At 67.4% G+C, this 22,896-nt stretch carries 18 protein-coding genes and 2 pseudogenes; 12 read left to right on the plus strand and 8 right to left on the minus strand.

Translation table 11 applies throughout. The features are described 5' to 3' along the window. Positions 1-68 precede the first annotated feature (68 nt). The 3 genes from ABZX22_RS10265 (at position 69) to ABZX22_RS10275 (ending at position 4,648) form a co-directional block, all read left to right on the plus strand. On the plus strand, positions 69-995 hold the full coding sequence (locus tag ABZX22_RS10265; protein ID WP_354907326.1) for a pseudouridine-5'-phosphate glycosidase: 927 nt from the start codon (positions 69-71) through the stop codon (positions 993-995). Continuing rightward, positions 992-1,918, plus strand: coding sequence for a sugar kinase (locus ABZX22_RS10270; RefSeq protein ID WP_354907327.1), 927 nt, complete (start codon positions 992-994; stop codon positions 1,916-1,918). Before ABZX22_RS10265 ends, ABZX22_RS10270 begins: the two co-directional genes overlap by 4 nt. Positions 1,919-1,987: 69 nt before the next feature. Continuing rightward, positions 1,988-4,648, plus strand: a complete 2,661-nt coding sequence (locus ABZX22_RS10275) for a hypothetical protein (protein WP_354907329.1) — start codon at positions 1,988-1,990, stop codon at positions 4,646-4,648. Between the two features lie 324 nt (positions 4,649-4,972). On the opposite strand, the gene ABZX22_RS10280 is transcribed toward ABZX22_RS10275, so the two are convergent. Next, positions 4,973-5,239 (minus strand): GNAT family N-acetyltransferase, encoded by a 267-nt coding sequence (locus ABZX22_RS10280; RefSeq protein ID WP_354907506.1) that lies wholly within the window; start codon positions 5,237-5,239, stop codon positions 4,973-4,975. 259 nt (positions 5,240-5,498) lie between these two features. On the opposite strand from ABZX22_RS10280, the gene ABZX22_RS10285 reads away from it, so the two are divergent. The 6 genes and pseudogenes from ABZX22_RS10285 to ABZX22_RS10310 all read left to right on the plus strand — a co-directional run. Then, a complete protein-coding gene (locus tag ABZX22_RS10285; RefSeq protein ID WP_354907330.1) occupies positions 5,499-6,785 on the plus strand; it encodes a helix-turn-helix transcriptional regulator in 1,287 nt (428 codons plus the stop codon). Between the two features lie 34 nt (positions 6,786-6,819). Next, a complete protein-coding gene (locus ABZX22_RS10290; protein ID WP_354907331.1) occupies positions 6,820-7,551 on the plus strand; it encodes a toll/interleukin-1 receptor domain-containing protein in 732 nt (243 codons plus the stop codon). Then, positions 7,548-9,488, plus strand: coding sequence for a hypothetical protein (locus ABZX22_RS10295; protein WP_354907332.1), 1,941 nt, complete (start codon positions 7,548-7,550; stop codon positions 9,486-9,488). The genes ABZX22_RS10290 and ABZX22_RS10295 overlap by 4 nt, the downstream gene beginning before the upstream one ends. Positions 9,489-9,491: 3 nt before the next feature. Beyond that, positions 9,492-10,595 (plus strand): hypothetical protein, encoded by a 1,104-nt coding sequence (locus ABZX22_RS10300; RefSeq protein WP_354907333.1) that lies wholly within the window; start codon positions 9,492-9,494, stop codon positions 10,593-10,595. Positions 10,596-10,660: 65 nt separating this feature from the next. Further along, the gene (locus ABZX22_RS10305; RefSeq protein ID WP_354907334.1) at positions 10,661-10,969 is read left to right on the plus strand and encodes a hypothetical protein; all 309 of its coding nucleotides are present in this window, start codon (positions 10,661-10,663) and stop codon (positions 10,967-10,969) included. A 57-nt stretch (positions 10,970-11,026) separates the two neighbouring features. Then, positions 11,027-11,675 (plus strand): annotated as a pseudogene (locus ABZX22_RS10310) (transposase); the annotation flags it as partial. Between the two features lie 15 nt (positions 11,676-11,690). Here the strand turns inward: ABZX22_RS10310 and ABZX22_RS10315 are convergent. Beyond that, a complete protein-coding gene (locus tag ABZX22_RS10315) occupies positions 11,691-13,766 on the minus strand; it encodes an ISAzo13 family transposase (RefSeq protein WP_354907335.1) in 2,076 nt (691 codons plus the stop codon). An 8-nt stretch (positions 13,767-13,774) separates the two neighbouring features. Here ABZX22_RS10315 and ABZX22_RS10320 point away from each other — a divergent pair, with 8 nt between their 5' ends. Further along, positions 13,775-14,293 carry a transposase gene (locus ABZX22_RS10320; RefSeq protein WP_354907508.1) on the plus strand — a complete coding sequence of 173 codons (519 nt, stop codon included), beginning with the start codon at positions 13,775-13,777 and terminating at the stop codon, positions 14,291-14,293. Between the two features lie 132 nt (positions 14,294-14,425). On the opposite strand, the gene prfH is transcribed toward ABZX22_RS10320, so the two are convergent. Both prfH and ABZX22_RS10330 read right to left on the minus strand, forming a co-directional pair. Beyond that, positions 14,426-15,061 (minus strand): peptide chain release factor H, encoded by a 636-nt coding sequence (prfH, locus tag ABZX22_RS10325; protein WP_354907337.1) that lies wholly within the window; start codon positions 15,059-15,061, stop codon positions 14,426-14,428. Beyond that, a complete protein-coding gene (locus ABZX22_RS10330) occupies positions 15,058-16,257 on the minus strand; it encodes an RNA ligase RtcB family protein (protein WP_354907338.1) in 1,200 nt (399 codons plus the stop codon). The genes prfH and ABZX22_RS10330 overlap by 4 nt, the downstream gene beginning before the upstream one ends. Positions 16,258-16,630: 373 nt before the next feature. Between ABZX22_RS10330 and ABZX22_RS10335 the strand changes: the two genes are divergently transcribed. Further along, positions 16,631-16,855: a hypothetical protein gene (locus ABZX22_RS10335; RefSeq protein WP_354907340.1), complete on the plus strand. Its 225-nt coding sequence runs from the start codon at positions 16,631-16,633 to the stop codon at positions 16,853-16,855. Positions 16,856-17,692: 837 nt separating this feature from the next. Here ABZX22_RS10335 and ABZX22_RS10340 read toward each other — a convergent pair. The 3 genes from ABZX22_RS10340 to ABZX22_RS10350 form a co-directional block, all read right to left on the minus strand. After that, positions 17,693-19,147 carry an RNA-binding domain-containing protein gene (locus ABZX22_RS10340; protein WP_354907341.1) on the minus strand — a complete coding sequence of 485 codons (1,455 nt, stop codon included), beginning with the start codon at positions 19,145-19,147 and terminating at the stop codon, positions 17,693-17,695. Between the two features lie 42 nt (positions 19,148-19,189). Continuing rightward, positions 19,190-20,026 (minus strand): DUF262 domain-containing protein, encoded by an 837-nt coding sequence (locus ABZX22_RS10345; protein ID WP_354907343.1) that lies wholly within the window; start codon positions 20,024-20,026, stop codon positions 19,190-19,192. Positions 20,027-20,216: 190 nt separating this feature from the next. Continuing rightward, positions 20,217-20,639 (minus strand): restriction endonuclease, encoded by a 423-nt coding sequence (locus ABZX22_RS10350; protein WP_354907344.1) that lies wholly within the window; start codon positions 20,637-20,639, stop codon positions 20,217-20,219. Between the two features lie 143 nt (positions 20,640-20,782). Between ABZX22_RS10350 and ABZX22_RS10355 the strand changes: the two are divergent. Further along, positions 20,783-20,923 (plus strand): annotated as a pseudogene (locus ABZX22_RS10355) (integrase core domain-containing protein); the annotation flags it as partial. 146 nt (positions 20,924-21,069) lie between these two features. Here the strand turns inward: ABZX22_RS10355 and ABZX22_RS10360 are convergent. Next, a complete protein-coding gene (locus ABZX22_RS10360) occupies positions 21,070-22,173 on the minus strand; it encodes a DUF4236 domain-containing protein (RefSeq protein ID WP_354907510.1) in 1,104 nt (367 codons plus the stop codon). Between the last annotated feature and the right edge of the window lie 723 nt (positions 22,174-22,896).

The raw sequence follows: 22,896 nt of genomic DNA on the forward strand, positions 1-22,896 counted from the left end.
AATCCCCGGCCTTTGGCCCGTTCCAGAAGACACCAGCACCAGCACGTCCAAGGAGCACGAACCACCCCATGCCCAGCACGACTGACCCCATCCTCCGCCCGTCCGCCGAGGTCGCCGAGGCGCTGGCCGCCGGAGCGCCCGTGGTGGCCCTGGAGTCCACGATCATCTCCCACGGCCTGCCCCAGCCGCGCAACCTCGAGGTCGCCAGGGAGCTGGAGGAGATCGTCCGCAAGGCGGGCGCCGTGCCCGCCACGATCGCGGTGCTGGACGGGGTGGCCAAGGTCGGCCTGGACGAGGACGAGCTGATCCGCATCGCCACCGAGCCCGGCCTGCGCAAGCTCGGCCAGCGCGACCTGCCCGTCGCCGCCGCCCTCGGGGCCAGCGGCGCGACCACCGTGTCGGCGACCTCGTTCCTGGCCGCCAGGGCGGGCGTGCGGATCTTCGCCACCGGCGGTCTCGGCGGCGTGCACCGCGGCTGGACGCAGGACCAGGACGAGTCGGCCGACCTGGACACGCTCGCCCGCACCCGCATCACCATCGTCTGCGCGGGCGTGAAGTCGATCCTCGACGTGCCGGCCACGCTGCAGCGGCTGGAGACGCGCGGCGTCACCATCGCGGGCCTGCGCACCGACACCTTCCCCGGCTTCTACCTGCACAGCTCGGGCGAGCCGGTCGACTGGCGGATCGAGTCGGCCGAGCAGGCCGCCGCCATCATGCGCGGCCAGGACGCTCTTGGCGGCCCCGAGACCGCGCTGATCATCGCCAACCCGGTGCCGGTGGCCGAGCAGCTCGACCCGGAGCTGCACGACCGCGTGCTGGCCGAGGCGCTGGCCGCCGCCGAGCGTGAGGGCGTGACCGGCCAGGCCATCACCCCGTTCCTGCTGTCGTACCTGGTGCGCGGCACCGGCGGCGCGTCCCTGGAGGCCAACCTCGCCGCCGTCCGCGGCAACGTCCGCGTCGCCGGCGACATCGCGGTCGCCTGGGCGCGGGGATGAGCGCGGGACTCCTGGTGATCGGCGACGTCGTCACCGACGTCGTCGCCATCCACAGCGCCCCGGTCAGCACGGGCACCGACACCGCCGCCGACATCGTGCTGCGCCCCGGCGGCTCGGGCGCCAACACCGCCTCGTGGGCCGCCCACCTGGGGGCCGACTCGCGCCTGCTGACCAGGGTGGGCTTCGACACCGGCGAATGGCACACGGCCGAGCTGGCCAAGGTGGGCGTGCGCCCGCACGTGCGCGTCGACCCCGACCACCCGACCGCCGTGGTGATCGCGATGGTCGACGTCACGGGCGAGCGCTCCATGCTCACCAACCGCGGCGCCGGCGGCCACATCTCCGTCGACGACTGGTCCCCCGACCTGCTGGACGGCGTGCGCCACCTGCACATCTCCGGCTACACGCTGTTCGCCGAGCCGGGACTCGAACTGGCCAGGCTCGCCATGACGTCAGCCGCGGCGCTGGGCCTGTCCATCAGCGTCGACCCCGCCTCGACCGGGTTCCTGCGCGAGTTCGGCGTCGAACGCTTCCTCGCCGAGACCGCGCGGGCCGGGCTGGTCATCCCCAACAGGGACGAGGCGCTCCTGCTGACCGGCGCCGGCTCCCCCGAGCCCGCCGCCGAACAGCTCAGCGACCGCTACGGCACGGCGGTGGTCAAGCTCGGCGCGAGCGGCGCGATCCTCGCCAGGAACGGACGTGTGACCGCCACGACCGAGGGCAGGGAACGCGCCGTGGTCGACTCCACCGGAGCGGGAGACGCCTTCGCCGCGGGATTCCTCACGGCGAAGCTCGCCGGCGCCGGTGACCTGGCATCTCTCGAGGCGGGATGCGATGCCGGGGCCGACGCCGTGGCCATCGTGGGGGGTCGGCCCCGGTACGGTTTGGGTTCCAACCAGCTTTACCCTATTCACACCGATTGATAGCTTGCGGCGTAGGCTGCACCATTAGCCACACGCGTCACAACTCTCTGGGGAGGATGCGGTCCGCCGATGGACGTCGAGTCATCGATCTGCCTGAGCGACCTGGTCCCAGCGCTGCGCTGGAGCCGTCCTCAGCAGGTCGCCGAAGCCCTGGCCGACCCTCGCCTCCCCGCGGGCTGGTGGGGTTCGCTCTCGCTGTCACGGGCCCTCGGCACCACCGGCATCGAGTGGATGTGCGAACGGCTGGCGCGCCTGGCCGCCTCCCGGTGGGACCATCTGCCGCTGGCCGACGTGCTTCCCGCGCTGCACGTGCATCACGTGGACCCCACCCTGCCCGGCTGGCCGGAGCCCGCCCGCACGGTCATCACCGACCTGGGCGGATGGCGCGTGCTGCGCCGGCTGAGCACGGGAGACCTGGGCTCGCCACCCTCGTCCGCCTCGACCGAGGTCGTGGTGGAGTCGGTGTTCAGGGAAGTGCTCGGCAGGATCCCCGCGACCTCCGACGCCACGGCCGTACGGCCCGCGGGAGCGCTCCCGCAACGCCCCGGCGCCGAACCCGCCCAGGGCCTCTCGCAGCCGCCTGAAGGCGGCTTCTTCGCACCGCACCAGGCCGCCCCGCAGGACAGGGGCGCGGGCGCACCGCTGCCCCAGCGGCCTGGCGCCCAGGGTCAGGGGCATGGACAGGGTCAGGCTCAGGGGCAGGGGCAGGGGCAGGGGCTTCAGCACGGGGCCGGCGCGCAGGATCCCGCCGCCGCGGCGCAGCGTCCGGGTGGTTCCGGGCCGACGGCCGGCGGCGTGTCGACCGGCTCCTTCCCTGCCGTGCCCGGCCAGACCTCCACCGGCTCGTTCGCCGCCCAACCCGGCACGGGACACCCTTCCACCGGCTCCTTCCCCGCCCAGCCGGTCGCGGGACCTCCGTCGAGCGGCTCCTTCCCCGCTCAACCCGGCACCGGACACCCTTCCACGGGCTCCTTTCCTGCCCAGCCCGTCGCGGGACCTCCGTCGAGCGGTACCTTCCCCGCCCAGCCCGTCGCGGGACCTCCGTCGAGCGGTTCCTTCCCCGCCCAATCCGGCACGGGACACCCTTCCCCCGGCTCCTTCCCCGCCCAACCCGTCGCCGGTGCCCCGGGCACGGCGGGCGCTCCAGGGGCGCCGGGCCAGCCCGGTGCGGCGGCCCCGAACGCTCCCGGTCAGGCTGGCGCTGCCCCGGGTCAACCCGGTGCTGCCCCGGGTCAGCCTGGCGCGGCAGCCCCGGCAGGCGGCGCGCCGGGTTTCGCGGGCCAGCCGGGTGCTGTTCAGGGCCAGCCAGGAGCCGCGTCCCCAAGTGGCGCCGCGGCCGCGCAGGGTCCCGCCGGTCAACCGGGTGCTGCCCCGGGCCAGCCCGGCGCCACGGCGGCTCCGACGAACGGCGCGCCGGGTTTCGCCGGCCAGCCCGGCGCAGTCGCCGGCCAGCCGGGCGGAGTCGCGGACCGGCCCGGCGGAGTCCCGGGCCAGCCCGGCGCTCCGGGGCAGGGCGCCGGCGCTCCCTCCGCCGGCCAGCCCGGTGGCGCGCGGCCTGCCGCGCCGAACCAGACCTCGCCGTTCGCCGCCCAGCCCCAGGGCTCGGCCTACCCCAAACCGCCGCTGGCCGCGCCGGCCGCGGGGAGCCCCGACGACGACTACCCGATGGTCCGCGTCGTCGACGGCCTGTTCCGCTCCTTCGACCGTCTGGAGCTGGCGGTCGCCGTCAACCGCCTGTTCGCCGCCGAGCCCGACACCCTACGCTCCCTCGCCCACAAGCTGCTGGTCGACAGGGAAGTACTGTCCCAGGCCCAGCGCACCGCCGAGGAACGCGTGTTGCACTGGCTGCGCTCCTCGGAGTCCGCGCCCGTCACGGGCCACATGTTCCGCCTCACCGAGTGGCTCGGCACCGCCGCCACCGAGGACCAGCTGATCGGTGCCGACCCCGCGCACCCCGTCATCGTGCCGACCCTGCGCAGCCCGCTGTGGCGGGTACTGGTCACGCTCATGCCCGACCGTCGCCTGCAGGACGGCTGGCTCGTCGTCGGCGACCTGGCCGGGTTGCAGGCGCGCACCAGGCGACTGCTGGCCGCCCATCCCGCCGACGCGGACGTGGAGGAACTGCTCGGCGAACTCGGCATCAGGCGGCACTCGGCCAAGGCATGGCTCGACGCGCTGCCCGCCGAAGCCCTCGTCGAGACGGCCGCGGCCGCGCCCGCCGTGCAGCAGCCGCTGCCACGCCGTACGCCGGGGGCCAACGGCCACCACCACAGGGGCGGACAGCCCGTCCCGCCCGCGCCGCAGGGCCCGATCGATCCCAGCGCCGCGCTGGCGACCCTGTCGGCGCTCTCGGGCGGACGCTCGCCGCTGCTGGCCGGCGCCGGCACACCACCCCCGCTGCTGGCGGGCACGCCTTCCTCTCCCCCGCCTCCGCTGCCGAGCCCCGCCTCCGACCCGCGGCGCTGGCAGCGCATCGACGTCACCCCCGAGCACCTGCGCGGCGGCCCCGTGGCCGTACCAGAGGGGTACGCGGCCCAGCTCGGCATGCGGCCCGGCACCCTGCTGTCGGTCACGGGCCCCGGCGACAACGCGATCGTGCTCGTCTGGCGCGACCAGCAGCCGGTGTTCGACTCGCTGCAGCCGGTCCTGATGCGCCTGAACGCCAGGCCGGGCGACCAGGTCTACGTCACCGTCGACGGCTACCGCCTCGAGGCCCAACTGACGAGCTGACCCCCGCCTCCCGTGGGGGCCAGGTCCTGCCACGCCCCCGGAATGCCCCGCTCCCCTGCTCCCGGATCGAGTACGCCTCGGGATGCTTGTACGGAATGCCCATGCCCTCAAGCGCGATCTTGTCTTCGGCGGTGACCGGTTGCGTCCGCGGGACCACTTCAGGTATCCGCCCACACGCCTAGCCGAATATTTTCCATTCACGGTGTTCGCGAGCCTTCTCCTCCCTGCGAGCACCCAGGCCAAGAGCCTGCTACGACAGGCGGCGAGCCGAAGGCGACCGGCACTCCAGCGCGCGGAACACTTCAACCGGATGCTCGGCTGCCTCTACCACTCTGCAGGAACACAAGACCTACGACGAACTCCCGCCATCGAGCAACCGGCTGAGCCTGGAGGCAGCGAACCGGACACCGCTGACACCGCCCGATCGTCAGCCGATACCAGCTTGCTCAGCCGTACCTCTTCCTCCGCATATCCCAACGCCTGGTAGAAGCTCTGGGCACGGACATTGGCCGCACCGGTTTCCAACGTTATGCGCGGCAGGACGCATTCGCGTGCATAGGATTCACCGGCGCTCGCCAGAGCGCGTCCTATATTCCTATACCCCTGCGCTCCACATCGTCGGAGTGACGAGCTCGTTCATTGGACTTTGCCCCGCGGACCACAGCAGCCGAATCGCCCGGATTGGTCTGAAGTGCTACATGCCAGGCCCTCAGGTCCGCCGCAGCGGTCAGGTAGGGGTCGGCAGGTGGAAACGGGAAACACCACAGTGGGTCTTGTTCGACCGGTATCGGCGACGCAGTCTTACAAGCAGTGACTCTCGGCTGCGCAGCGGACTGCGAGGGAGGTCCAGGTGGTTCAGGAGCCACTCAGCTTCGGCCGGGAGCTTCGCAGGCGACGGTTGGCCGTCGGTCTCACGCTCACAAGCCTGTCCAAGCTCGTCCACTACAGCAAGGGCCAGTTGAGCAAGGTCGAGCGAGGGCTGAAAGCGCCCAGCCGGGAACTGGCGCGCCTGTGTGACACGACGCTGGACGCCGGGGGTGACCTCGCGGCCCTTGCTCCCATTCGGCCCACCAATTCGGAGGCCACCAAGGCACGTGACAGCGGAGAGGAGGTGTGGGTGATGCAGTTGTCCGGTGACGGCCAGAGCTCGTTCCAGGCGTTGGACAGGCGGCAGATGCTGACCATGGGCGTCGCGTCCATCGCCGGTATAAGCATCGGCCTTCCTGGCATCACCGTCTCCGCCGACACCACTCTGCTGGGCATGTCCCGGGCGCTGTTTGACCACTACCGGCAGTTCGGACAGGTAGCGGGTCCGAGCCTGCTGTTACCGGCTCTCATTGCCCAGACGCATTCGCTACAGGAGCTGTCCTCACGTACGAGGCCGCCTACTCACGAAGGGCTCCTCCGGCTGGCCTCGCGGTATGCGGAGTACACCGGATGGATGATGCAGGAAGTCGGAAACGATGAGGCCGCATTGTGGTGGACGCAGCGAGCGATCGACCTCGCCGCCGCAGGTGGCGATGGTGATATGGCCGCGTACGGGTACGTCCGCCGCGCTCTGGTCACGCTTTATCGCGACGATGCCGGACAGACAGTCGCGCTGGCCAGGCAGGCGCAGGCCAGCAGGCTACCGCCTCGCATCCGCGGGTTGGCGGCGCAGCGTGAAGCCCAGGGGCACGCCCTCGCCGGTGACTACGACGCTTGCATGCGCAGCCTCGACAGGGCCCGAGCATTGCTCGCCCTACACCCGCAGCAATCGAATACACCCGTCATCGGCACGACGAACTTGCCCGACCCTGTCGGCATGATCAAGGGCTGGTGCCTGTACGACCTCGGCCGTCCTCAAGCGGCGGCCGAGACCATCGGCCGACAGATGGCGCTGATACCGCCTCAGGCATTGCGCACACAAGTCCGCTACGGCATGCGCCACGCGCTCGCCCATGCGATGGCGGGCGAGATCGAGAAGGCCTGCCATCTGACGGGACAGCTACTCGGCAGCGCCACCGCAATCAGCTCCGCGACCATCGCCCAGGACATGCGCGCGCTCGCGCGAACGCTGGCTCGTCACCCGAAGAACCCGGCGGTGCGGGAGCTGGCACCCGAGCTCGGCGTGGCCATGCACACCATCAACCCGTAGATCCAGAGAAAGGGACCCAGCGAAGGGGCATCAAATGGCGAACGAGGTGTTCATCAACTACCGCACGGGGGATGGCGAGAAGATCGCTGCCCTGCTCGATCAGGCTCTCTCCCACCGCTTCGGCGACGCGCACGTCTTTCGCGCCTCCAAGTCAATTCCGCCCGGAGCCGTGTATCAGGACCACCTGATCAGAGGGGTACGCCGCAGCTCCGTCGTGCTGGCTGTCATCGGTGAGAACTGGTCCAAGCATCCCCAACTGAGCGACGAAGACGACTGGGTACGCAAGGAGATCTTGGAAGCGTTCGCCTGCGGTATTGAGGTCATTCCGGTTCTGGATGGGCGGAAGGCTGAGCGGCTGAATCCGGCTGACCTGCCCGGAGAGCTGAAGCGGCTCGCCGACGTCCAGTCCGTCCCGTTGGACCTGCACGATCTCCAGTCCAATCTCATGCGCATCGGGAACCTTCTCGCCGCGAAAGTGCCCGAGCTGAAGGCCGCGGATCGGACCGCAGCTCAGGAATCGGAGGTCGGCGAGGTGCGCAACTCGGTTGGCGAGCTCCGCGGGAACGTCGTCCAGGCCCGGGAGTTCACCGGCGACGCCGGCACCGTCATCAAGGGAAATCAAGGGTCGATTCACATGGGCGATGGCAACCTTTACCACAACTCCCCACATGTCTCGGGGACGGGAGCGACCTACATCGCGGGCGACAACCAGGGCGGAATCCGGCATGACTTCGGTGGTTCACGACGCAAAGAGGAGGAGCGTTGACCGGCCCGGTGCCTCCCTACATCTCGGACAATCGCGGGGCCATGCACATGGGGGGTGGCGACCTTAACTACATGGCGTTCTTCGCCGACGCGGCAGATCGAAGCCGAAAAGCACGCTTGGCCTCCATCAAGGAGCTGGATTGGCTCCGGCAGCGCTTTGTTCACCCTCCTGGCTACGGACAGGCGTACGACATCCTGAGGACACATCGGACACTTCTCCTGGACGGCGCGCCGGGTAGCGGCAGAAGCACCGCGGCAAAGGTACTGCTGCGCGAGTTGTCCTCAGGCGGCGAACGGTTCCATGAGCTGTCCTGGGATGACGAGAACGGAAAGTACCGGGTGGAGCCAGACCTGATCGGCGACGACGATCGCGTGTGGCTAGATCTGTCACGGGCCGACGAGCGGATCTGGCAGGCCCTCCAGGACGATCTGTCCTCCCTCCGCAAGCGCGTTGACCAGCACGGTGCTCTGCTGGTGGTCGTGCTGCCCGCTAGAGGGAGTGAGACGCTCTGGCCGCAGTTTGGGCCATTACATTCCTGGATCGACCGCCCCTCGACCCTAGAGGTCCTCCGCCGGCATTTACGGTTGGAAGGGGTTCCCGGGGCCGCGACCAGCCCGCAGCCCGCTTTTCTGAGCACCGACAGGCCCATACTGGAGATCGCCAGGTTTGCCGGTTTCGTCAGGAAGGCGTACGAGAACGCGACCGGCACCGGTTACCCCGACTGGTACAAGGCCGCAGAGCGCGCGTCCACCGGTCGTGGCCCTGAAGTCGCCACCGTCGTATCGAAGCTGCGCTTCGGCCCTCAGCGGGCATTGCTCCTGGCGACGGCCATGCTGCATCGGGCCCACGTCGACCATGTCTACAGCGCCGCCACCGCGTTGCTCGAAACCGTCGACTATGCAGACGACCGCCACAGCCTGGAACGTTCCGATCTCATCGAGAGCCTGCGCGACATCGGTGCCGAACTGGATGCGGACCGCCACGTGCGTTTCACGGACCTGGGGTACGACGCCGCCGTCCGCACCCACTTCTGGCACAACATGCCGGGGCTGCGTGACGGCATACAGCGGTGGGTCGCAACGATGATCGACCATCCGGACCTGGATGCCAAAGAGCGCGACGAGCTGGTCATACGCTTCGCCGAGCAGTGCCTGCACTCAATGCACCTACCGGCACTGGTCGACTCAGTGGCCCACTGGACTAAGGGGCCGAAGCCCTACCACAGGCAGTTGGCAGCTGACCGAGCCCTTCGATCCGCGCTGAGCGTCGAAGAGCACGGCAGATTCTTCCGCCGGCAGATCTACGACTGGGCGACCGATAGCCACATCCCTGAGGCGTTGGCTCAGGTGATCATCATCATTTGTACTGAGGTCATCGCCGTCACGCACCCCGATCAGGCCATCGTGCGCCTCCACCACCTGGCCAGGCGAGAGAGCCGGACCACGGATGCCCGTAGCGCGCTGCTGGGAATGGTCGACGGCGACCCGTGGATGCGCCGGCAACTCCTCGCCCGGCTCACCAAACTTCCCACGGTTGGCAAGCAGTGGGAGCGCGACGTTGATCTCTTCCTGGGACTGGCCGACCCGGCGGCGTTCACCGCTCCTGGCACTCGCAACCGGCCACTGATCGCCGAAGCCGAAGTACGAAAGATGCTCACCGAGGGATGGAGACGCGCCTTCCAGGAACGCGGCGAGATGGACTGGAAGACGGGGCTGCGCCAGTGGCTCCAAATGGCCTTCCAGGACGATCGTTACCGTGACGTCCTCATCGGCGTCCTAGTCGCCGGAGGCGAGCAGCGCGGCGACGTCTTGGCACGTCTTTACAGCGAAGCCCGCGCCCTGCCCCGCTCCATCACGGAGAGCCGCGAGCAGTACGCCGCCTTCATCGAACTCATTCTGCAAAAGATCTTCGCGGTCCAAGGCATCCAGGTCACTTGATCAGTGGAGAAGACCATGATTTCGGGCCGGAACACGGTCATGATCTATGCGTTCACCGTCGGCGGCATCCTGCTGGCCGGCCTCATCGCTTTTGCTCCGAGGGGGATATGGCTCACGGCCGTCGGGGTCACAGTCGTGGCCATGGCGGTCCTACTGTTCAGGCTCTGGGTTCGGAGCGGGAAGCACGACCCTGTAGAGCCGGAGGCCTTCTACGTGCCTCCGCCGCCGCCTCCGATCGAGCCCCGCGAACAGCGGGTGGAACAGGTTCCGCTGCCAAGTCAGGAGGAAGACTACGACTTCCTGTTCTCCGCGACGGTTCTCTGGTCCCCTCTCAAGCAATCGTGGGACAGCACACTCGTCAACCCGGCGGCGTTGGCCGTGGACGCGATTCTTAGGCGCGCGAGAGCGATCACCGAACGCCGCGAGCCGGGACGTGCCGCGCTCGTCGCGCACGAGCTGGGCGGCGTCCTGGGCACGATGCAGGACGACGCCACCGGATATGTCCAGGCCATGGCCAAATCCGTTCAGGTCACTCTCTCCACACAAGATCAGGAACGCCTGGACAAGCTCGCTATGGTGCGCAAGGACCGAGTGGTCTGGGAACACGACCGCAAGTACGAGCAGAGCAAGCGCGAGTACCTCGGCGAGGACGTGCTCAAGGACACCGGCAGCGCCGTCGTCTGGTGGCTCGTCAAGAACGACGACCAGGTGGAGAAGACGGTGAACGACATAGGCCTGCTCGCCACGCTGTCATCGGTAGCCAACAACAAGGAAATACCCCAACAGGCCGCCTACGCGAGCCCACTCTTCGGACACAACGGTGAGGAGCCGTCCACGAACGGCGCTTCACCAGCCGACTCCCTGGCCACCTTTCTCCGCGCCCTCGATTTGCGGGAGCAGAGAGATCTCTTCACCCACCAGATAGCCCTTCTGGTCCGCCAATATGGCCAGCCCGATGTGGCTGAGGAGATCGAGCGCAGGTTCGGCTTGGCCGACCCAACAACCGCCTACGACGACGTGCCTCCGGAGGTAAGAACCAACGGGTCGGCCCCCTTCCACGACGACCAAGACAGCGACTGGCAGGACGGGCGTGACGAGCAGAACTGAGGAGACCATGCAAGCCGAACTGATCGCATTGGCCACATCTAGGCGCCACGACCTTGGTCACTCTGATGATCTCCGATGCATGGGCGCAGGCGAAAGGGAGAATCGCGCACATACTCGGCCGGGAGGCCGACGAGCAGGATGACTTCCTACAGGAGTGGGAGGTCTCCCGCATAACGCTCCTGCACGCCCTGGAGAGCGGCGACAGCGCGCGGGTGGCGACGATCGAGGCCGAATGGCGCAGCCGGCTACTGCGCCTGCTGCAATCGGAACCCAGCCTCATCGAGAAGCTGCAGAGCCTGCCGGCAGTACCGGTTGCATCCATGGAAGTGGTGTACGAGTTTGACCTGGTCACAAGCGTGGCGGCCGTGAAATAGGGACGGCCATCGCGTGATCCTTCGTGATTGCGACATCAAGATCGAAGGAGACAAGCGATGGCCGCGAACGACAGTGTCACCCCTGCCGACTGGCTGGCGCAGCAGATCGAGACCGGTGATCCGGATCTGTTGCGATCCATGGTGAAGACCATGGCCGAGGCGTTGATGTCGGCCGAGGCTGACAGCCTGTGCGGGGCGCCGTATGCAGAGCGCAGCAGCGACCGGGTCAACTCGCGCAACGGCTACCGCAGGCGTGAGTGGGACACTCGGGCGGGGTCGATCGAGCTGGCGATCCCCAAACTGCGGTCGGGCTCCTACTTCCCCGAGTGGCTGCTGGAACGCCGGCGGCGGGCCGAGCAGGCCCTGATCAGCGTGGTCGCCACCAGCTACCTGCTCGGTGTCTCCACCCGACGCGTCGACAAGCTGGTCGAGCAACTCGTTGACGCAGAAGGTGCGCGAGGGTGGGCGCACGATCAACGTGCACGCCCTGGTGGCCACCGCCGTGAACGCCAACGGGCAGCGCGAGATCCTCGGGTTGGAGGTCACCAGCGCCGAGGACGGCGCCGGCTGGCCGGCCTTCCTGCGCGGTCTGGTCGCCCGCGGTCTGTCCGGGGTGCAGTTGGTCATCTCCGATGCCCATCGCGGCCTGGTGGAGGCGATCGGCGCCGCCCTGCCGGGCGCGGCCTGGCAGCGCTGCCGCACCCACTGAAGCCGTTAAGAATCAACACGGCGAGATGGAGGCAAGGAGCGCGGCTGCGGTCCGGTGGCGAGTTGGGGCGGGTGCGGGGTTGTAGCCGTCGTGTTCCAGGAGTGGGCGGGTCTCGATGAGGGTGTTGCCGATCGTGCGGGGGCTGACTTCGAACAGTTCGCTGAGGGCTTGCCGTGTGCAGGCTTTCCGCTGGTAGAGGATGGCGGCGAGAATCCGCTCGGCGTCGGTGATCTTCTGTTGGAAGATGCCGCCTCGGGCTCCGGGAAGTCGTTCACCGCCGCGGCGCTGGTAGCGGAGGCGTTCGAGGCGGGCGGCTTGGAGCGGGGTGAGTCGCTCGATCATCAGGCGGAGTTCTTCGCGGCTCATTCCGGTCAGAGTGGGGTGCGAGAGCGTTTCGGAGATCCGGGGCCGCTGGGCGGGGACATCGTCGTTGTCCAGGAAGCTGCGCAGCTGTGCGGCGGTGGTGAACCGCATGGTGGTGGCGGGGACCGTGACCTGGTGCTCGGTGAGCAGCTTGCGAGTCTCGGCGATCCAATAGCCGATCGTGAAGTCGCTGACCTCGAGCAGGTCCGACAGGACCTTCTGGGAGCAGATCTGGCGGAGGTAGACGACTGTGATCAGCACCCGGTCCGCGTTGGAGAGCAGGCTGTGGGACCCGGCGCCCTTGGTGCGCCGGCGTTCGCCGCCGCGCTGGTGGAAGGTGCGCTGCTCGGCTCGAGCGGCCTGGGCGGGGGCGAGCCGGCGCGCCAGGTCGTCCAGTTGGGCTTCGGTCATGCCGGTCAGCCGGGAGTCGGCCAGCGCGCGTAGTGCGGCAGCGTGGATCTGCGCGCGGTCGGTGCCGACGACGGGTGGCCGGTCGGCGGCGACCAGGGCGGGGTGGATCGTGTAATTCCAGGAGCCGTGGGTGGGGTGGGCGTGGATTGGCAGCTCGGCGAACCGGGCCTTGCTCACCGTGACGCCCAGCGGATACGAGGCGGTGTCGAGTTCGGCTTCGACTCGCAGCCCGGTGCGGGTCCTCGTTGAGGCGATGATGTTGACGACGACCTCGTGGCTGGTCAGCGGCCGTCCACGCCAGTTCATCGTGATATGGGAGAACAGCCGGTGCTCGATCTTGTTCCATTTCGAGGTGCCCGGCGGGAAATGACACACAGTGATCGCCAGACCGGTCTCCGCGGCCAGGGCGGCGAGCTCGGCCTTCCAGACCCGGAACCGGTAGCTGTTGGAGCCTCCCGCGTCCGCGGTGATCAATAGCCGGGAGGCGTCCGGATAGTCCAGGCGGCCGCGGGCCTGCCACCAGCGGCGGATCGAGGCGACCGCGAACGTTGAGGTGTCGTGGTCGATGCCGACGTTCACCCAGCCGGTGTTCGCGCTGATGTCGTAGATCCCATACGGGATGGCCTGCTCGACGTCCGGCCCAGTGAAGAAGAAGCTGTGGTCCTCCACCTCGATCGGGTCGCCCTTCGGCCGCCACTCACGGCCCGGGTTGGGAAGCCGGCCGAGCTGCTCGCGTTTCTTGGTATCGACGCTGATCACCGGCTCGCCCGCAGCCTGATGCTGCTTGACCTGCTCGCTGATATAGCGGAACTGCGCATCCCGGTCCGGGTGCTGCTTCCCTTCCAGGGTCTTGGCGTTGCCCTGCAGGCTGAACCCAGCCTCTCGCAGCAGCCGCCCGACCGTCGGCGGCGATACCCGGTGCCCCTGCCGGGTCAGTTCGTCGGCCAGGTGCCGCAGCGACTTGGTTGTCCACCGCAGCGGCGACTCCGGATCACCCCGCTCATCCGGCTCGACCAACGCCAGCAGCGCCGATAACACCTGCGGATCCAACTCCTCGGCACTCTTGCGCCCACCGCCCTCGCGACGCACCCGCCCGCCCGGCAGCACATCCCCGCCGTCCTCGAGTTCGAACACCCCCTTCCGCACGGTGGACTCGCTCACCCCGGCGACCCGAGCGACCGCACGAACTCCGCCATGCCCCAGTAACCGGGCCTCGGCTGCCAGCAGCAACCGCCGCTGCCGCTCGTTCAGATGCGGCAACACCACCTCGAACTTCAACGCCAGCTGATCGAGAACAACGGGCAAGATCGCCATAACATGACATCCAACCCGAAAGATCGAATCGCTGTGTTATTTCCTCACGGCTTCACTGCCTGCGCAACCTGCTCACCACCGTGCCCAAGAGCGCGCAGCCGTGGGTGGCCACGCTGGTGCGCACCATCTTCGACCAGCCCACCGCCGAGCAGGTTCGCGCCCAGCACGCCTGGGTGATTGAGGCGCTGGAGGCCAAGTATCCGGCCGCGTGCGAGCATCTGGACGCCGCTCGGGAAGACCTGCTGGCTTTCGCCATCTTCCCCCGCGAGACCTGGCGGCAGATCTGGTCGAACAACCCCCAGGAGCGGCTGAACAAGGAGATCCGCCGCCGCACCGACGTGGTCGGCATCTTCCCCGACCGGGCCGCGATCATCCGCCTGGTCGGCGCGGTGCTGGCCGAGCAGACCGACGAATGGACCGAGGCCCGCCGCTACATGGGCCTGGACATCCTGGCCAAAGCCCGCCTGCGCGTCATCGCCGGCGACACACCGGTCCAGAATCCACTCCCGCAGACACTGACCGCTTAACCTGCAGAAACAGGATCACGCGGAGATCAACTCATACACCACGTCCGTGGACATGACCGTTGTCGGACGCGATTCTCTTTCGCCGGTGGGCGTGGTCGGGGTGGGCTGCCGCCGTCGTCGGCGCGTCTGCTTCTACGGCGCCAGGTCCTGATTCGACGTTTCCGGACGTTCGATGCGGGTGGGGTTGCCGCGTACGAGCTCATCGTGGATGCGCCAGCGGGCGGTGGTGACAGCGCGCTCTGTCGCCTCGTCGCCGTGCACGATGCGCTGTCGCAGCAGCCGCATGGCGATGCGGCGGTTGAGGCTGAACTGCCGCTCGGTGTCGACCACGACGACGATTCCTGTGGGCCGGTGGGTCGCCCGTACGGCCGTGCTGGCTTTGTTGCGATGTTGGCCGCCGGGGCCGCCGGTGCGGCAGGCGACGACGTCGACATCTGCTTCCGCGAACGTCGTGCGTGGGGTGTCGACCTGGCATGGTTGGGCGATGACGTACCAGTTCTTCCGGCCGGTGTTGGCCCGGTAGGGGCTGGGGGCCTGCCAGCACAGGGTTCCGGTCCACGAGGCGGCGAACGCCTCGGCGGCGTCTCCTGCGATTCGGATGAGAACCGATCGGTAGGTGCCGGGCCGGTCACCGGGAACAGTGTGGGCCCGATGCGTTTCCAGGTCCTGCCGGGTGGCGTCGCCTTCCAGGCGGTGCAGCAGTTGAGCCAGCGCCCAGGCGCACTCCTGCGGGCCACGCCCGGCCGACAGGAGCAGGTGGACGCTCACGGCCGGCCTCGCTTGCGGCGATGGTCCCGGTGGTCCCTCTGGGGCGCCGCCCCGAGGTCGGGTGTCTTGTAGGTGACCAGAGGAATCGTGGTGGCCACAGGCGTGGCCAGCTCGTGGTCGACAAGATCGGCGATCACTTGCTCGATGCGCTTGTAGGCCGTTGGTGCCTCCTCGAACAGGAGCTGGCGGTCGCCGCATACCACCAGCGACCCCATCGGTGTGCGGCGCAGCTCTTCGATCGTGTGCTTGGCCCGCCCGCGGCGCAGGGCGTCCGCGCGCGACATCTTGCGGCCCGCGCCGTGCGCCACGGAGTGGCCGGCGTCCGGCCCGGCGTGGGCGGCCACGAGGTAGGACGGGGTGCCGCGCGTACCGGCGATGAGCACGTCGCGGCCGTCACCCGGCGCCGCTCCCTTGCGGTGCAGGTAGATCCCGTCGCGGAGCTCGACAAGGTTGTGGCACTGGTCGAGGATCGGCTCGGTTGGCTCTGTCCCCAGCGCGTGGGCGACCCGGGCGGCCAGTAGCCGCCGGTTGAGCGACCCCCATCGTACGGCCTCGTCATGCATCGCCAGGTAGGCGCCGGGATCAGGGGCGGGACCCGCGCCGTGGAACGCAGTGTGCTCCCGCAGGATCCGTTCGCCGAGCCCCCGGGAACCGCTGTGGACGATGAGAACCAGGTCACCGGCGGCGAGGCCGAGACGGCTCGCATGGCCCGGCTCGAAGACGGCCCCGATCCGCGCCAGCTCGACGAAGTGGTTGCCCCGGCCGACCGTTCCAAGCCCCTCGACGTAACCAGCGGGTATGCCACCCTTCACGACGGCCCAGGCGGGATCGTCGGCATCTCCTTCAGGATGCAGCGCGCGATCGAGATCGGGGAACCGGGCGGCGAGCTTCTCGGGTACGGCGCGCTTGAGCTTGACGGGGAACACGGCGATGCCGCAACCGATGTCGGAGCCCACCAGGAACGGGTACAAGATGGCCGACGCCATGGCGGCGCCGATGGGGGCACCCTTGCCGGGGTGCAGGTCCGGCATGGCGGCGACGTGCATCATGCCGTCGAGGGCAGCCACCTGATGGCATTGCGCGACGGCATCGGACTCGATCCAGCTTGTGGAGGAAGCGAACACCGTGACGGTGGCCGACCCCGTGGCCGGAGTGGACGGCGACAGGAACTCCTGCCGGGAGTGTTGTTGAGACAAAGACGCTCTCTTCGCTGAACAGGGGTTTGGGCATGCGGCATCACGGCATGGGTCGGCGCCGTGGCATCTCGAGGTAGCGGGGTGCTGTCCGTCAGAGCCTCATGGGCACCACATTCTCTGAGCCCTGCCATGCCAGGCAAGCGATTTTCGGCCGTACGGGCGTGCATAGATGGATAGCCGCGCGGCTATCGGCACGCCTGCATGAGTACGCGGCCATGGGGCCTCCTACCGGAGTACCGACATTGGATGTCATGGCTTCCTCCATGGTGCGGCGCCCAGTCAACGGTTTGCTCGGACCAGATTCCGGGTTCGGCGACCCAGCCGGCGGTCATGATGAGGTGGCTTCGGCGGTCAGCCGCGAGGATCCGAAGAGATGGCTGAAGAGGAGGTCGACTCAGTAGGGCGGTGGGGCCATTCCGCCTGCGACGGCACCGAAGGCGGCTATCGCGGCGGACTCGAAGCCGGTGGCTTGAAAGGTGGTGACGGCGTTCTGCTGGGCCTGGGTGACAGCGAGGGGTGGGGCGCTGATGCCGGGGAAGTGCCCGCGGGTCGGGTCGGTCACCGTTGCCAGGCCGAAGACCTCGGGCAGATCCAGTAGGTCGTGCGTGGCGCTGACGGTGAAGCGCGGACTCTGACGTTCAGTACGTCGTCAGGGGCGTGGTCGCGGACGTGGCGGACAGTCATCCCGGGCCTGGGCTGCCCGCACACAGAAGGCTGGCCGGGGGTGGCGGGGTGGCGCCCGGCCAGTACGTCGATACCGGCGGTGAGGACGTGGCCGGGTTTCATCGAGTAGTCACCCAGAACGAGATAGACGTCGATTCCACCTGTACCCGTGACTCGAAGCAAGGTCAGCGGGCCGGCGGGGGTATCGGTGACCATCGCCCGGTCGAGTATGCGGGTGCTGCGGCGTAAGACACGGATCTCACTTCGGGCCCGCGGGCAGGTCTCGAACACGTCGATGCCCGTCGGTGAACGGCCGTAGCCACGTGGTGCAAACGGTCAATGCCATGGCTAGGACAAGGAGCACGCGGTCGGTCATCTGGAGGGGCATGGCGGAGATGAGCCCACCGGTCTGCTTCTTGGCCCAGGTGTCGAGTCGGAGTCGGTCCGCGGCTGGGTCTGAGGTCAGTTTGCCGTACACCTGGCGTTGGGTCGTTATCTCACGTAAGACACGGAATCTCCCGTCGCCCATTATTTGACTACCGTTTGGCCTGGTCAGGGCGATGTTCGTGGTGAGAGCTGCGCAAGGCGTTCCCGCTCTTCAGGTGCGGGTGTCTTCGCAAGAGTAGTGCTGTCGCAGTCGGCTCAGCTGGCGGCGGCCTTGACGTGGTGGAATATGTCAGTCGGAGGCTACTGGTCCAAACGCCAGACGAAGCGGATGGACCGCTCGTCTGCCTGGACGGCGACGCCTCCCGACGTATCGTTTCGGTCGCGACTATTTGAACCACCGGTCGTGCTGGTACTTGGAGGCCTCGGGCCCGTCGAGCTCGTGCGTCGTATTGTTGAGCCGGACGAGGAAGACCGCTCCCTTCGCCCCCGTCTTCATCCGTGTCGCGTACACCGGCGCTGAGGCAGGCGCGACGTTGATACGGGCAACCGTGCGTTCGTTGATGATGCCGAACGCGACGGTCACGTTGGCCGTCACAGCCTTGCCGAAGGCCTGAATGAGCAGGCCGGTTAGCCATTGCTCCCAGCCGTCGGTGTTCTTCTTGGAGAAGACAGTCAGATCCTCTTCCAGGCCTAGCACCGACCCATCGTCCTGAACGCCGACGAGCAGCGTCCCCCCGTGACCGTTCATGAAGCCGGCGATCGTCTTGATGACCGCCCACTCCATTGCCTGATCTTTCTGCCCGGTGTCTAGGTTCTTGCGGCCGGTCGACTTGAACTCGACGACCTTGCTCTCCCCGGCTTTGATAAGCGATTCGATACCGCGTGCCAGCGCGGCCGCGCCGCGTTGTACGGAGAAGGGGCTGTCCTGGCCGTCACCCCGGTTCACCGGTCGGCCGGTCGCATCCTCGATCTGACGGATCAGCCGTTCGTAGCGTGCGTCGAAGACGGCGCCGAAGTCGTCCTGACGGAGCGCGACCGGGTCGATGTCGTGGCTGTTGCAGATGGCGTCCAGATCCTGTGGGCTCACTGGCACACCGGTCTCGATCGCGACCAGGTACTTGCTCGGCGCACTCGCGCCCATGTATCCCCAGGTCTGCCCGTCGATGGCGGTCTTGTTGACGATGCAGTTGGCGTACGCGCTGTCAATGCCGTTCGCTGCGCACCATTTCTGCGGGAAGATGTGACGGATGTCGATCGAGTCGGCCGCGTACGCCTTCGCATCGATCGTCTCGCCGGTGCGGAAATCGCGACCGCCCCGCTTCATCACGAGCGCGTAGAGACCCTTGTAGGCGGCACTGTTGCGAGTGCGCAAGCCCAGCAGTCGTTCAGCCTGGAACTGCGACTCGCGCACCGTGCGCGGTTCCTCGCCGTCGTCCTGAACCCACGCGAGCACGTCCTGCAGGTCGTTGGCGAAGCGGGTTTCTGTGGTGCCGCCGTACAACTCGCCGAACACCCCGCACCAGTACCACTGACGCAACTTCGCGGTCGGCTCCGGCGTGAACGCGGCCTCGCCGAGCAATGTGAGAATCGCCGTTAAGGGAACGAGCTGGGTGCTGTACGGGAGGTCGCGGGCACGGAAGATGCGCTCACGCTGCAGGAACCGAACTACCCCCTGCAATGCCTGGGTGACGGTATCGGCCCAGCGCCGGTACTCGCTCAGCGGTAGCAACAGCATGTCGCGACGCTTGGCCGACACCGCCGGGACGCGGTCACTGCGAACACGGTCCCGGGTGCGCTCCTCCCAGCGGCTACGAGTCCAGAGCAGCGTGACGATCTGCAAGAAGGTTGTGGCGTCCAGATCTGCGAGGAGCGGCTCGTCCGCTCAGATCGCCTGCCGCCTCTTCCAGTCGTCGCGCAACCGGAAGTTCTCCGCGGCATACGTCGCCGTCAGCAGCTCAAAGACCGTCAGTTCGACGCCGCCAGTGTTCACCTTCTCGAAGACCTGGCAGACGGCCTCCTTGGTCGTCTTCTGATCAAGCGCGATCCGCGGAACGCTGTAATGCAGGAACGGCAGGATCAGCGCCTCCTGGAAACTCTTCCAGATCTTCACCTGCTCCTCTGGCGGTCCCGCCATTAAGAAGGCAACCTGCCAATCGGTGATGGCAGCCGGATTGAGCACGATGTCGAGCGGGAAGAGGCCCGCCTTACCGGCCCTCACCTGCATCTCGGTCGCGGAGGCGTCAAGCAGGACGTCGCCACGAGCACTTACCCGTCGCTTATCTGCCGGTAGCGACAGGATTGCGTCATTCCGGTCGGCGTCCGGGTCGATGCACGCATCGATGTCGGCGAAGTACCAACGCTCAACATCCTTCTTTCGTGTATCCCGGGTCGGGACCGGCGCTCCGGACCGGAGTGCTAGGTAGAGCGAGGTCGTGCGCTGCTGCCCATCGAGCAGCAGGTACTTTGGTTCGTCCGCCGTCGCAGAACTCGGGACTCCCTCGAGTAGCCGGGGCTGGAAGCGCACGTCAGCGTTTCCGGTCTCCAGCGTCATCACGGCGCCGATCGGGAACGAGCGAGAGACCGAGGCCAGCAGACTCACGATGTGGTCGTCGTCCCAGACCCACCCACGCTGGAAATCGGGCAGTTGCAGTATTCCTTGGTGTGCCTGATTGAGTAGGTCCGCCAGCGGAATGTCGCCGCTCTCGAACGTTTTCGCCACTCCGGTTCCTTTCCGCAGACATGCTCTCGCGACAGGGTAGACGAAAGCTCTCGTGCGGACGTCACGATTAACACCGTCTGAGGAGCTAACCAGTGAGGCGATCTCGCGCGCCAGATCGGTGAGCTGCCTCTCGTTGCCGGTGCGCCAGCTGGTTATAGTGATAAATCGAGAATATCCCTGAATGTCAGGGTTACTTCCCGCATGACAGGATGCGAGCGGGAATGCTGTGTTCATGACAGAGGGCCAGTAGTCCGGCACCGTCGATCAGTTCAAGGGGTTTGCCGCTGGCGAACTTGTAACTGTCAGGTCCGTAGCCGGACGTTGTGATCATGATGCCATTAGTGGCGCCCTCATGCTGCATGGTCCCGTACAGGTCGCGCACATGCGTGGGTTGTACGGTCTTGGCGTAGAGCTTCGCTTGAACAATGATCTTCGAGCTCGCTACGGAGCGGGCGGCGTAAGCGACACAATCGACACCGCCGTCGCCACTGGCTTCGTACAGCTTGGTGTCGAAGCCCATCTTGGTGAACAGGTTCTGGATAAACGCCTCGAACTCCTTCGGCGTGAGGTCCAGAAGGTTTGGACGCTTGTCGATATCGGAGATGATGTCCACGGGATCGACGATGCAAGGGTCGGCCATGCTGAACGGCATGACGGGCTTGACCGGCTCCAGCTCGTCGGGGTGTGGGGAGACGTCGGCGTGGAAGTGTCGGCGAATGCACTCGACCGGCTTGAGGCGGGGCTCGTTCTCCGCACACCAACGGCCTGCGGGAACGCGCCTTCGGCTCGCTCAAATACGAGCGGCTCTATCGCGAGGAGATCCGCGACGGTCCCACCCTCGCCCTGCACGCCCATGTCTACCGCGCCGACTTCAACACCCAGCGCCCGTACGAGGGCATCGCCATGAACCGGCCGATCGGGGTCTACCTCGGTCAGGCCGACCCGACGACCCCCCCAACTTGCCCCGCCCAGAAACCCTGCCACCTTCTTGACGCGGGACAATCGCGTGAAGTCGCTGGGATTACCTCGCTGCACCATCGGTGTCACGGACGTATGCCCGGTGCCTGGGCTGCGGCGGCGAGCCTGAGCGCTCGTCCCACGGCGGCGATCGGTGGGTGCTGGGAGGCGTCCCAGACAAGGTTGAGGCCGGTCGTGCTCTGTAGGACCAGCCTGCCGTAGAGCAGGACCGGGAGCTGGGCATTGTTCTTGAAGCGCCGGTCGGGACCGCCTTTCACGTTGACGTATCGCCATGTGCTGTCGACGACATGCCCGTCCGCTGGCAGGGGGCCTGTCTCGATGAAGCGGGTGGTGGAGGTGGTGACGTGGAGGTGCTGATAGGGGATGTCGGCGAAGTGCTTGCCCTCTTGAAGCAGCACCCGGTCGGGGAGGAAGTGGACGGAGCGCCGCCCGGCGGTGAGCGTCGGGACCGCAACGTTGGTGACCAGGCAGCGGGGGCCGGTCAGCGTCAGGGCGGCCGGGTGGCGTTGCAGCAACTTGGAGGCGCCGCTGTTGACCTTGTACTGATAGGTCGTGGTGACCGCGCCTGCCGCCGCGATGTGCCAGAGACGGCGGGCATTCTGGAGCGCGGTGATGGCCTGAACGATGTGGGCGAAGCGCTGGGCCGCCTCGTCATTGACGTCGTACATCACGACCACCGATCTGGCCGCGCGGTCGCGGAAGGCAAGCCAGATGACGGCGGGTGCGCTGATCAGGATGATGAGCAGTCCCCAGCCGCCGATTGTGAGGCCGATGAGGACGAACACGGCCAAGGCGAAGGGCCAGAGAGGCCAGCGGCGGGCGGCGGCCTGGAGTTGCCGGACGATGTCGCTGGCATCAGTGGCTACAAGGTTCTGGATCGCAGCGCCGGTGACGTCATGCATAGTGATGCCGGGTCCGGGGGGAGCGGGCGGCAGGTGAGGCTGTGGGATGGCCTGGTGAGCGGCCGGGCGGGGCAGGGTGGTGCGGTAGGAGATGGTGCCCGCGCCCATGCGCACGTAGTTGCCGCGCGGGCCCATGCCAACCCTGAACCCTGGGACGCCTGCTGACACCCCGAAGCCGGCTGAGGACAAGGTGAACCGGAACGGTCCAGCCTTGAGACTCGTTCGTACATAAAACCCCATGGACATTCCCTCCCCACAGAAATCCATCGGGGCCTGTCCCGTGTTACCGGCGCTGTTCAGTCCGGAGCCAGCTGGCAAGCGTGAAGGGTTCCGCCCCGCAGTCGCGAAGCGATATCCACGCCCGAGTGCGTAAAGACCGTACCGACCCTTCTGGGAGCGGTCACCCTGCGTGTGAACGGTCGGAGGCACCACGTCGGCGGACGAACCCGCGCCCGAACCCACATCATCCTCCTGGCCGATGACCTGCACGTCCGCATCGCCAACGCCGTAACTTGGGAGCTCCTGCGCGAGCTGACCATCGACCCCACCCCGCGACTACCACCCCCAGGCAAACCCCAAAACGACGAACCTGCGGTGACTTCCTCCGGGTCCCAACCGTCGCTGTATAGCGACTCCATGGCTTGCCGTAGGTAGCCGACATCGGCCCCATGAGCGTTCTGTCGAGGTCAAGATGGCCAGGGGTGGTATACGATCTTGCCCGTCAGGGCGATCGCTCAGTTGCTACAGGGATGCTGGCAAATCCTTGGGCGACCTGGGGAATACCATCAAGATCATGCCGAATATGTCCCCTGATCATGGTCCTATGGCTGATACGGGGCGCCCTCGGTTGCTATATCAAGGCCCACCAAGCAAAGGCCTGCGGTCGAGAAATCAGGTCGGAGGCTGAAAACGCCTGGTGGAGAAGAGTGCCCCCGGCATGATTCGACCATGCGACACCCGCTTTTGGAGAGCGGTGCTGCTGTCTGCCAG

Source organism: Nonomuraea sp. NPDC003804, from assembly GCF_040610675.1.
GTDB lineage: Bacteria > Actinomycetota > Actinomycetes > Streptosporangiales > Streptosporangiaceae > Nonomuraea.

Bases quoted from the DNA above. Each gene is read 5' to 3' on its own strand.
- ABZX22_RS10265 (WP_354907326.1), top strand. From the start codon at position 69: ATGCCCAGCACGACTGACCCCATCCTCCGCCCGTCCGCCGAGGTCGCC.
- ABZX22_RS10270 (WP_354907327.1), top strand. From the start codon at position 992: ATGAGCGCGGGACTCCTGGTGATCGGCGACGTCGTCACCGACGTCGTC.
- ABZX22_RS10275 (WP_354907329.1), top strand. From the start codon at position 1,988: ATGGACGTCGAGTCATCGATCTGCCTGAGCGACCTGGTCCCAGCGCTG.
- ABZX22_RS10290 (WP_354907331.1), top strand. From the start codon at position 6,820: ATGGCGAACGAGGTGTTCATCAACTACCGCACGGGGGATGGCGAGAAG.
- ABZX22_RS10305 (WP_354907334.1), top strand. From the start codon at position 10,661: ATGATCTCCGATGCATGGGCGCAGGCGAAAGGGAGAATCGCGCACATA.
- ABZX22_RS10315 (WP_354907335.1), bottom strand. From the start codon at position 13,766: ATGGCGATCTTGCCCGTTGTTCTCGATCAGCTGGCGTTGAAGTTCGAG.
- ABZX22_RS10335 (WP_354907340.1), top strand. From the start codon at position 16,631: ATGGCTGAAGAGGAGGTCGACTCAGTAGGGCGGTGGGGCCATTCCGCC.
- ABZX22_RS10360 (WP_354907510.1), bottom strand. From the start codon at position 22,173: ATGGATTTCTGTGGGGAGGGAATGTCCATGGGGTTTTATGTACGAACG.